The sequence below is a fragment of the Variovorax sp. Varisp53 genome (genome assembly GCF_059491555.1).
The window spans coordinates 417486-428133 of record NZ_CP168512.1; the positions used below are offsets into that span (position 1 = coordinate 417486).

General features: G+C 68.3%; 8 protein-coding genes. 4 read left to right on the top strand and 4 right to left on the bottom strand.

Going from position 1 to position 10648, the window contains the following annotated elements:
- Positions 1-13: 13 nt before the first annotated feature.
- Together ACEOAB_RS01895 and ACEOAB_RS01900 are read right to left on the bottom strand one after the other, a co-directional pair.
- Positions 14-1537 carry a UxaA family hydrolase gene (locus tag ACEOAB_RS01895; protein WP_495653413.1) on the bottom strand — a complete coding sequence of 508 codons (1524 nt, stop codon included), beginning with the start codon at positions 1535-1537 and terminating at the stop codon, positions 14-16.
- A gap of 37 nt (positions 1538-1574) precedes the next feature.
- Positions 1575-2573, bottom strand: a complete 999-nt coding sequence (locus ACEOAB_RS01900) for a tripartite tricarboxylate transporter substrate binding protein (protein ID WP_056588754.1) — start codon at positions 2571-2573, stop codon at positions 1575-1577.
- A 134-nt stretch (positions 2574-2707) separates the two neighbouring features.
- Between ACEOAB_RS01900 and ACEOAB_RS01905 the strand changes: the two genes are divergently transcribed.
- On the top strand, positions 2708-3640 hold the full coding sequence (locus ACEOAB_RS01905; RefSeq protein ID WP_056588757.1) for a LysR substrate-binding domain-containing protein: 933 nt from the start codon (positions 2708-2710) through the stop codon (positions 3638-3640).
- A 16-nt stretch (positions 3641-3656) separates the two neighbouring features.
- On the opposite strand, the gene ACEOAB_RS01910 is transcribed toward ACEOAB_RS01905, so the two are convergent.
- Both ACEOAB_RS01910 and ACEOAB_RS01915 read right to left on the bottom strand, forming a co-directional pair.
- Complete coding sequence (locus ACEOAB_RS01910; protein ID WP_495653414.1) at positions 3657-4655, bottom strand: intradiol ring-cleavage dioxygenase; 999 nt, start codon at positions 4653-4655, stop codon at positions 3657-3659.
- Positions 4656-4765: 110 nt separating this feature from the next.
- On the bottom strand, positions 4766-5584 hold the full coding sequence (locus ACEOAB_RS01915; RefSeq protein WP_056588759.1) for a transglutaminase-like domain-containing protein: 819 nt from the start codon (positions 5582-5584) through the stop codon (positions 4766-4768).
- A gap of 219 nt (positions 5585-5803) precedes the next feature.
- Between ACEOAB_RS01915 and ACEOAB_RS01920 the strand changes: the two genes are divergently transcribed.
- The 3 genes from ACEOAB_RS01920 (at position 5804) to ACEOAB_RS01930 (ending at position 10495) form a co-directional block, all read left to right on the top strand.
- The gene (locus ACEOAB_RS01920; RefSeq protein WP_200955388.1) at positions 5804-5950 is read left to right on the top strand and encodes a hypothetical protein; all 147 of its coding nucleotides are present in this window, start codon (positions 5804-5806) and stop codon (positions 5948-5950) included.
- Positions 5951-5985: 35 nt separating this feature from the next.
- A complete protein-coding gene (locus tag ACEOAB_RS01925) occupies positions 5986-8181 on the top strand; it encodes a catalase (RefSeq protein ID WP_056588762.1) in 2196 nt (731 codons plus the stop codon).
- A 289-nt stretch (positions 8182-8470) separates the two neighbouring features.
- Positions 8471-10495 carry a CHAT domain-containing protein gene (locus tag ACEOAB_RS01930; protein WP_413750789.1) on the top strand — a complete coding sequence of 675 codons (2025 nt, stop codon included), beginning with the start codon at positions 8471-8473 and terminating at the stop codon, positions 10493-10495.
- Positions 10496-10648 lie beyond the last annotated feature (153 nt).

The window sequence follows — 10648 nt, forward strand, 5'->3', positions numbered from 1 at the left end:
AGGAGGAAGGAAGTCAGCTCACGATGCCCAGGTGCCAGGGCACGAACTCGTGGTCGCCCAGCCCCAGCACTTCGCTCTTGGTCGCCTCGCCGGAGGCATGGCGCAGGATCTGCTCGAAGATCAGCTGGCCCAGCTCGGCAACAGTCAGCTCGCCGTCGATCACGCTGCCGCAGTTGATGTCCATGTCCTCCTCGAGGCGGCGGAACATCGGCGTGTTGCTCGCGAGCTTGATGGTCGGCGCGGGCTTGCTGCCGAACATCGAGCCGCGCCCGGTGGTGAAGCAGATGAGCTGCGCGCCGCTGGCGATCTGGCCGGTGACGGCCACCGGGTCGTAGCCCGGCGAGTCCATGAAGACGAAGCCCGGCTCGTCGATGGGCTCGGCATATTCGTACACCGCGCGCAGCGGCGTGGTGCCGCCCTTCATCGCGGAGCCCAGCGACTTCTCGAAGATGTTGGCCAGCCCGCCGGCCTGGTTGCCGTGGCCGACCACGCCGTTGAACTGCGCGTTCTGGCCCGCCGCGTAGCGCTCCCACCAGGCCAGCCGGTCGAGCAGCTTCTGCCCGACCTCGGGCGTGGCGGCGCGGCGCGTGAGCATGAACTCCACGCCGTGGATCTCGGGCGTTTCCGACAGGATGGCCGTGCCGCCGTGGCGCACCAGGATGTCCATCGCCGCCCCCAGCGCGGGGTTGGCGCTGATCGCCGAGAAGCCGTCGGAGCCGCCGCACTCCAGCCCGATCTTCAGGTGGTTGGCCCCCACCGGCGTGCGCCGCGCGGCATTGGCCTCGGGCAGCATCTCCTCGATCGCGCGAATGCCGGCCTCGACGGTGGCGCGCGTGCCGCCAACGTCCTGCATCACCATCGTGCGCATCAGCCGGCCGCGTTCCAGGCCCTGCGAATCGACCAGCGCGTCGACCTGGTTGCGCTCGCAGCCCAGGCCCACGATCAGAACGCCCGCCAGGTTCGGGTGGCGCGCATAGCCCGCGAGGGTGCGGCGCAGCAGGTCGAAGTGCTCGCTGGGCGACGACATCCCGCAGCCGCTGCTCTGCGCGAAGGCGGCCACGCCGTCCACGTTCGGAAAGGCGGCCAGCCGTTCGGGCGTGAAGTGCGCGGCGATGCGCTTGATGACCGTGGCCGAGCAGTTCACCGACGACAGGATGCCGATGAAGTTGCGCGTGCCCACGCTGCCGTCCTCGCGCACGAAGCCCATGAAGGTGGCGCGCTCGGCCACGGGCACGAAGTCCACTGGCCGAGCGTCCTGGCAGAAGGCCGGGTCGCGGTACGAGTCCACCAGCGTGATGTTGTGGCTGTGCACGTAGTCGCCGGGCTGGATGTCGCGCGAGGCCACGCCGATCACGGTGTCGTATTTCTTCACCTCCTCGCCGGCCGCGATGGCGCGCGACGCGATCTTGTGGCCCGCCGGAATCTGCGCCCTGGCGCGCACGCCGAACTCGGCAATGGTCTCGCCGAGGGCGATGGCGGTCCTGGCGACCAGCACGTTGTCGTGCGGGTGCAGGCGGAGAAGGGGGCTGTCGTTCATGGAAGGGCGCGGAAGAAAGGCGAAGAGGTCAGGGGCTTCAGCCCTTGGCCATCAGCTCCTTGAGGTTGAGCTTGCGGATCAGGTCCGTCTCCTGCCGGTACACGGCCTGCACGTACTTCTGATAGTCGGGTCCGTCCTGGTACATGACGGGCGCGTCGATGCTCTCGGCCACCTTGCGGAAGTCATCGCTGTTGACGGCCACGCGGAAGGCGTCGCGCAGGCGCTTCTCGATGGCCGGCGGCAGGCCCTTGGGCGCGCCGATGCCGTTCGGCGCCTCGACCACCACGTCGTAGCCCAGCTCCTTGAGCGTGGGCGTGTCCTTGAAGCGCGGCGTGCGCGTCTCGCCCCAGGTGGCCAGCAGACGCAGCTTGCCGCTTTCCACATGCGGCGCCCACGAGCTGCTGTCGGCCAGCATGTCGACCTGCTCGCCCAGCACGTCCTGCAGCGCGGCCGAGCCGCCCTTGTAGGCGATGGCGTTGAACTTCACGCCCGCGGCCTGCGCGAACTGCTCCATGCCCACGTGCGTGGCACCGCCGATGCCGGCATGCGCGTAGGTCAGCACGCCGGGCTTCGCCTTGGCCTGCGCGACCATTTCCTGCAGCGTCCTGAACGGCGAGCTCGCGGGCACGGCGATGCCGAAGGTCTGGCCCGAGGTGCGCGCGAGATACGTCAGGTCTTTCAGCGGGTCGAGCTGCACGGTGCCGATCTGCGCGAAGCGCGTCACCGAGATCGGCACCTGGCCGATGGTGTAGCCGTCGGGCCGGGCCGAGGCCAGCGCCTTGGTGCCGATCATTCCCGAGGCGCCCGCGCGGTTCTCCAACACCACCGGCTGGCCCAGCTCGCGCGATGCGATCTGGCAGATGGTGCGCATCGAGCGGTCGGCCGTGCCGCCGGCGGGCCAGGGGCAGATGAAGGCGATGGGGCGTTCGGGATAGTTGGCGGCGGCGAGAACGCGCGAGGGTGCGGCCGCGAGGGCGGCGGCGCCAAGGCCGCCGAGCACGAGCTGGCGCCGTGCCTCGGAAGGAAGGGATTTCATCGTTGTCTCCGGGAATCTGTTGTTCGGTCGGCAGTGCGGATTCTTCCGGAGACAATCATTGCCATCCAATGAAATAGCGGACTCTCTTCATGAGCTTCAGGTTATGAAGAGGCAGGCAGCCGCTCAACGATGCCATGAGCCAGATCGACCGCGCCCTTCGCTCCAACCTCAAGCTGCGCCACCTGCAACTGCTGGTGGCGCTCGACGAGTTCCGCCACCTGGGGCGGGTGTCGGAATTCCTCTCGATCACGCAGCCCGCGGTGTCGAAGATGCTGGCGGAGATAGAGCGCATGTTCGACCTGCAGCTCTTCGTGCGCTCCACGCGCGGCACCGAGCCCACGGCCTACGGCGCCACCGTGGTGCGCTTCGCGCGCTCGGTGCTGGCCGACTACCAGCGCACGCGCGACGAGCTCAGCGCCGTGGCCAGCGGCGGCGCCGGCCGCACCAGCGTGGGCGCGATGGTGGTGGCCACGCCCAGCCTGCTGGTGCAGGCCATCCAGAAGCTCAAGGAGCAATCGGCGCTCACCACCGTGATGGTGGAAGAGGGCGACCTCACGCGCCTGCTGCCGCGCCTGCGCGTGGGCGAGCTCGACCTGATCGTCGGGCGCCTCGAACCCGGCTATGCCTCGCCGGACCTGGAGACCGAGGCGCTCTACCCCGAGCCGATGTGCATCGTGGTGAGCCCCGTCCACCCGCTGGCGGCCGCGCCGAAGATCGACTGGACGATGCTGGCCGAGGTGCCCTGGGTGGTGCCTCCGCCCTGGGCCTCGTCGCGCTCCAAGCTCGCGCAGATGTTCTACCGACATCGCCTCGTGCCGCCGGCGGACATCGTCGAGACCGCGTCCTTCCTGGTCACGCTCTCGGTCATGCACGAGCGCCCGGCCGTGGGCTTCCTGGCGCGCGGCGTGGCCCGGCATTTCGAGCGGCAGGGGCAGCTGCGCATCCTGAAGATCAGGGTGCCGATCGAGCTGCCGCCGGTGGGCATCATCACGCTGCGCGGCCGCGCGCAGACGCCCGCGAGCGAACTGCTCATGGGCTGCCTGCGCAAGGTGGCCATGCCGCGCTAGCCGGCGTTGGTCTTGTTCAGCGCGCGATGCCGATCGTCGCCGCCGCGGTGTAGCCCACGCTCACGCTGCCGCTCATCGAAGGCGTCATCGCCGCGATCTGCGCCGCCGTGTTGTCGCCGAACACGTTGTCGGTCGAGAGCGAGATGGCCGCGAAGTTCGCCACGCTGTTGGTATAGCCGGTGGCGTAGGGGTAGACCGCGCTGCACACCGCGCTCGGCATCGCGAGCTGCGAGGTGAGGACGGAGTTCCTGCCTGTGGTGGCGGTCGACAGGCTCTGGAACACCTCGAAATGGATGTGCGGCCAGCGTCCCGAATAGCAGGCGGGGAAGATGGTCGTGAAGGTCACCTGGCCGTTGCTGTCGGTCACCTGCACGCCGCGCAGGTAACTCTCGGCGGGCGCCGAGTACAGCGAGTAGTTGCCGTCGCGGTCGCAGTGCCACAGGTAGATGGCGTAGCCCGACAGCGGCGCGCAGCTCGAGGAGGTGTTCGCCAGCGTGAGCGTTAGCGTCATCTGCACGCCGGCCGCTTGCGTGGTGGTGCTGATGAAGCTACTGCGGATGTCGCTGCGCACGATGCCGCTGGCGGTGAGGATGTCGGAGGTCGAGCCCGAAGACGTGTTGGTGCCGTCGGCGGGGTAGGGCCCCGCGGTCTCGCCGGGCAGGGCGGTGCAGCTGCTGCTCGTGGTGGTGCTCGTGCTGCCCGAACTGGAACTGCTGGTGCTGCTGCCGCTCGTCGTGGTGCCCGACGTGGTCGTGGCAGTCGTGCCCGATGCGGCCACCAGCCCCGCGAGGCTGGCGGTGCTGCCGCTGTCGGAACCGCCCTCGCCGCCGCAGCCGGCCAGCAGCATCGCCGGGCCGGCCGCGGCCGCCGATCCCAGCCATGCCAGCGCCTTGCGCCGCTGCAGGCCGAGCTGCGCCGCCATCAGCGGAAGGTCGTCGGCCAGGTGGTGGCAGTGCGGTGGCTCGGCCGGTGTGTACTTATGGTTGTTCTTCGACGCCAAGTCGGAAATCGACACTTTTGCTCCTCGATCATGGATGGAGCCGCGAGCGTCGGGGCGAGGTGTTGCCGGCAGATTTCACCGTGTTGCGGCGTGTTGCGATGCAGCGCCGCCGCCGGGGCCGGGAGTCAGGTGAGCACTTCCTCTGTCGTCACTTCAAAGCGATCCAGCGTGTTCGCGCCGAACACCATCGTGATCGGCACGTCCGCTGCGTCGCGTCCGCGCGCGATCACCACGCGGCCGATGCGCGGCGTGTTGTGGCGCGCGTCGAAGGTGTGCCAGCGGTTGCCCAGGTACACCTCGAACCATGCGCTGAAGTCCATCGGGGAGGGCACCGGCGGAATGCCGATGTCGCCGAGATAGCCCGTCACGTAGCGCGCCGGAATGTTCATGCAGCGGCACAGGGTGATCGCGAGGTGCGCGAAGTCGCGGCACACGCCCGTGCCTTCGCGAAAGCCTTCCGTGGCGGTGCGCGTGGCCCGCGCCTTCCCGTAGTCGAAGCGCAGGTGCCGGTGCACGAAGTCGCAGATCGCCTGCACGCGCGGCCAGCCTGGCGCCACGTTCGAGAAGTTGGCCCAGGCGAACTCCAGCAGTTCGCTGTCGACCTCGCAATAGCGGCTCGGCAGCACGAAGGGCAGCGTGTCCACCGGCAGGTCGGCCGCCATGTGCCCGACGGCGCCGAAGTCCACCGGGTCGGGCCAGCCGGTGTCGTAGATCACCGCGCGGTTGCGCAGGCGCACGCTCTTCACTCCCGGGGGGACGTGCACGCGCGCGCAGCGGTTGCCGAATCCGTCCAGGTAGTGGTCGGTGGCCAGTGGCGGGCTGAGGGTGATGTTCTCCTCCCCTTGCAGGTCCCGGGCGCGCGAGGGATGCACCTGGAGCATGTAGATCACGGCCGTCGGGGCGGTGACGCCGAGTTCGATGTCGAAACCGATTCTGATCAGCATGGTTCTTTTCTTTCCCTGTGTTGGACCCATGCTATGCGACGGCGCTCTCCGATCCCACGGCCAGGGCGCGCGAAGCTTCGTAGGCGGGCAGGAGGTGCTGTCGGCCCGCTCCTACCTCGTCCGCGTGCCTTCTCCCACAGCGGTGGAAGGGCGGCCACTACGGGGTCCGGGCGCCGCGAAACATAACCTTGCATCTCGCTTTCAGCCCCGGAGTGATCCATGGTCTCATCGCTTTTCGACTCGTTCATCGGCACCTGGGGCGCTGAAATCCTGTTGTGGACCGTCGCCGCCGCGGCGGGCAGCATCTGCCTGATCGCCCTGGTCAACGTGCTCGACATGTTCCTCGACAACAACGAAACGGGCTGAACGCCCACCCCATGAAAGACTCCAGCAGATCCACGATGACGCCGCAGAACAAGGCGGTCGCAGGCCGCCGCGCCAGCGCCGCCAAGGCGGGCGACGGCAGCAGCGCCAAGCAGCTGCAGCTCGAAGGTTTCACCGTCGAGCACCCGACGACGCTGACCACCAACCAGGGCCTGCAGATACCGGACAACCACAACTCGCTGAAAGCGGGCGTGCGCGGTCCGACGCTGCTGGAAGACTTCATCCTGCGCGAGAAGATCACGCACTTCGACCACGAGCGCATCCCGGAGCGCGCCGTGCACGCGCGCGGCTCGGCGGCGCACGGCTACTTCCAGGTCTACAAGTCGATGTCGCAGTTCACCTGCGCCGACTTCCTGCAGGACCCCGACGTGAAGACGCCCGTCTTCGTGCGCTTCTCGACCGTGGCCGGCTCGCGCGGCTCGGCCGACACGGTGCGCGACGTGCGCGGCTTCGCCGTCAAGTTCTACACGCGCGAGGGCAACTACGACCTCGTGGGCAACAACATCCCGGTGTTCTTCATCCAGGACGCGATCAAGTTCCCCGACCTCATCCACGCCGTCAAGCCCGAGCCGCACCACGAGATGCCGCAGGCCGCGAGCGCGCACGACACCTTCTGGGACTTCGCCTCGCTGATGCCCGAGAGCACCCACATGCTGATGTGGGCCATGAGCGACCGCGCCATTCCGCGCAGCCTGCGCATGATGGAAGGCTTCGGCGTGCACACCTTCCGCTTCGTCAACAGCCGCGGCGAGAGCCACTTCGTGAAGTTCCACTGGAAGCCCAAGCTCGGCATCCACGGCCTCGCGTGGGACGAGGCGCAGAAGATCGCCGGCAAGGACCCGGACTTCCATCGGCGCGACCTGTGGGAAGCCATCGAGAACGGCGACTTCCCCGAGTGGGAGCTCGGCGTGCAGATGATCGCGCAGGACAAGGAGCACTCGCTCGGCTTCGACCTGCTCGACCCCACCAAGCTGATTCCAGAAGAGATGGTGCCGGTGCAGAAGATCGGCCGGCTGGTGCTCAACCGCAACCCCGACAACTTCTTCGCCGAGACCGAGCAGGTGGCTTTCCATCCGGGCCACGTGGTGCCCGGCATCGACTTCAGCAACGACCCGCTGCTGCAGGGCCGCCTCTTCTCGTACACCGACACGCAGATCTCGCGCCTGGGCGGCGCCAACTTCCACGAACTGCCGATCAACAAGAGCGTGTGCCCGTTCCACAACTTCCAGCGCGACGGCATGCACAGGCAGACCATCGCGCGCGGCCAGGCGGCCTACGAGCCCAACACGCTGGGCAGCGGCACGGAGTTCCGCGTGGACGGCGGCAGCCACGGCTTTCAGTCGTTTCCGGAAGAGATCGAGTCGCCCAAGGTGCGCCGCCGCAGCCCGTCGTTCGACGATCACTTCACGCAGGCGCGCCTGTTCTTCAACAGCCAGAGCGCGGCCGAGAAGGAGCACATCATCGCGGCCTTCCGCTTCGAGCTGTCGAAGCTCGACGTACCGGCCATTCGCCAGCGCATGGTCGACAACCTCGCGCACGTGGACGAGAAGCTGGCGCGCCGCGTGGCCGAGCCGCTGGGCATCGGCCAGCCCGATGCCAAGGCGGCGGCGGGCCGCGCGGGTTTTCGCGACCACCGCATATCGCTGCCCATCGACGAGTCGCCGGCGCTGCGCATGGTCGACACGGGCGACGGCTCCATCCGCACGCGCAAGGTCGCGATCCTCGTGGCCGACGGTGTCGATTCGGCTTCGCTGAAGCCGATCCGCGATGCGCTCGAACAGGCCGGTGCGCAATGCAAGACCGTGGGCCCGAAGCTGGGCACCGTCGCCAGCGCATCGAAGCGCCAGATCGACGTCGACATGACCTTCGCCAACACGCCCTCGGTGATGTTCGACGCCGTGCTCGTGCCGGCCGGCAGCGAAAGCGCCGCCGCGATGTCGGGCATCGGCGATGCGGTGCACTTCGTGCTCGAGGCCTACAAGCACTGCAAGGCGATCTGCACGGTGGGCGAGGGCGTGCGGCTGCTGTCTACGCTCGGTATCGCGGCGGACACACCGCCGGCCGATGTGCCGGCGGGCGTGGTGGTGGCGGCCACGCCGGTCACCAACCTCGGCGACACGACGGCGGCGATGCAGGTGGCGAACGATTTCATCGCGGCCATCGCCAAGCACCGGCACTGGGACCGTGCGAACGTCGACGCGGTGCCCGCGTAGTCCATTTGCGCTAGACCGTATTGCGAATAGGCGCGGCAGGAGGCCGCTCCTAGACTTTCCCCCCGAGGCCTGAACGGCGCGCACTCTCGCGACGTCGATGGTCCGCTGACCGCGGGCTCACAGGGCTGCGCACGGGGGTCCAATGGCTTGGTTTTCGAGTTGGGAATGGCAGCGCCCGGCACGTTGTCGTGCAGCTGTCGCGAGTGCTCTCGGTCTTGCAGGCATTCTTTTCCTGGGCTTCGGCCCTTCGGCATCGGCACAGCAGCAACAACGGCCAGCACCACCGGCGGTGTCGTCGAATGCCGAAGCCGCAGCCAGCAAGATGGAGCAGGCCCGCCTGGACGACACCGACACCTTGCTGGCATTGACCAGCGAGGGCGCAGTGCTCTACGGGCAGGACGCGGTCAAGCTCTCGGGTTACCAATACTGCAGCCAGGCCGTCGCACTGGCCGAGGCCGGCGAGTTCCGCCAGAGCGTGCGCGCCGCGAGCAAGGCGCTGCACCTGGCCAACGCCACCAACGACCCGAACCTGATGGCCATGGCCAACCGCGACCTGGCCATCGTCTACAGCTACTCGGGCCAGCTCGAGAAGGCCGAGGAGTTCGCACGCGAAGCGCTCAAGCACCCGGCGCGCGACCCCAAGCTGGTGGTCGGCCCGGTGCAGAAGGTGATCGGCGACGTGCGCACGCGCCGCGGCGATTTTTCCGGCGCGGTGCTCAGCTACGACGAGGCATTGGCCAACAGCTCGCCGCGCTATGTGCCGCTGGTGCAGGCCTCGCTGGTCAATGCGCTGATCGAGTCGGGCGATCCGGCGCGGGCACGCGAAGTGCTCGGCACCATGGCGCCGCCGAAGGACGCACCGCTCACCGCGCAGCTCGACCGCACCCGCGCGCGCCTGCTGCTGGCCGAGAACAAGCCCGCCGAGGCGCGCGACATGTACCGCGCGCTCACCGCGCGGCAGGTCGGCGCCGACACCGAGTACTACCGCCTCTGGGCCTGGGATGGCGTGGCGCGCAGCGAACTCGCGCTGGGCCAGAAGCAGGCCGCGGCCGAAGCCGTGGGCCGCGCGCTCGGCGACGTCGACAAGGTGCGCGCCAAATTCCGCAGCGAGGAATTCAAGATGGGCCTGTTCTCGGACCTGCAGACGGTGTTCGAGCGCGGCGTGGCCATCTACAGCGACGCGGGCGATGCACGCCAGGCCTTCGAGGTGAGCGAGCACAGCCGCTCGCGCGCATTGCTCGACGCGGTGCGCGGCCGAGCCAAGATCAACGAGCAGGCCGCCAACACCGTCGATCTCGCCGCGCTGCAGCGTACGCTGGCACCCGACGAGCGCGTGGTGCAGTTCCACTCGCTGCCCGACCGCCTCGTGGTGTGGGTCGTGAGTTCCGGCAACATCACCGAGAAGACGGTGGCCGTGAAGCGCGACGACCTCAACGAACTGGTCGAGACCTTCCGCAATTCCATCGTGCGCGGCCGTCGCGCCGCCATCACCAACGCCGACAAGCTGGGCGCCGCGCTGCTCGGGCCGCTCGGCCTCGCGCCGGGGCAGCGGCTCGTCATCGTGCCGCACGGGCCGCTGCACTACCTGCCGTTCCAGGCGCTGCGCCTCGACGGCCGCTACGTCATCGAGACGCATCCGGTGGCCGTGGCGCCGTCGATCAGCATCGCGGTGCAGCTCGCGCAGCGCACGCCGCGCGTGAACGCGTCGCTCACCGCCTTCGGCAATCCACGCATCGAGGACAAGTACGACCTGCCCGGCGCCGAGACCGAGGTGAAGCAGCTCGCACAGCTGTTCCCGCGCAACACCGTGTACATGGGCGCGGCCGCCACCAAGACGCAGTTCCGCGACGTGGCCGCGCGCTCGCCGCTGATGCATGTGGCGGCGCATGCCGAGGCCGATGCGGTCGATCCGCTGTACTCGCGCATCCTGTTGGCCAACGAAGGCGGCAAGCAGAATTTTCTGGAAGCGCACGAGATCCTCGGGCTGCCGATGGACGGCACCGCGCTGGTGACGCTGTCGGCCTGCGAGTCGGGCCTCGGGCGCATCGCGCAGGGCGACGAGGTGCTGGGCTTCACGCGCTCGTTTCTCTCGGCCGGCAGCTCCAGCCTGATCGCCTCGCTGTGGCCGGTGTCGGACGACGCAACCGCGGTGCTCATGAGCACGCTCTACGGCGAGCTGGCCAAGGGGCGCGACATCCAGAGAGCCATGCAGGCCGGACAACTCGCCGTATTGAAGGACCCCAAGATGTCCCATCCCTTCTTCTGGGCGCCGTTCAACCTGATCGGCAACTGGCGTCTTACGGTGGGGGGATGAGATGACTTGCCTTGTTTTTGGAGAGCGCTGTTCGGGGCGCGCTCACGCCGACGCGGTGACCTTTTTCGCGAATGTCCCCCGCCCTTCGGGCTCCTCCTTTATTTCGCGAAAAAGGCCCCCGCATCGGCGTGATCGTTCAGAGCACTTGTTGAT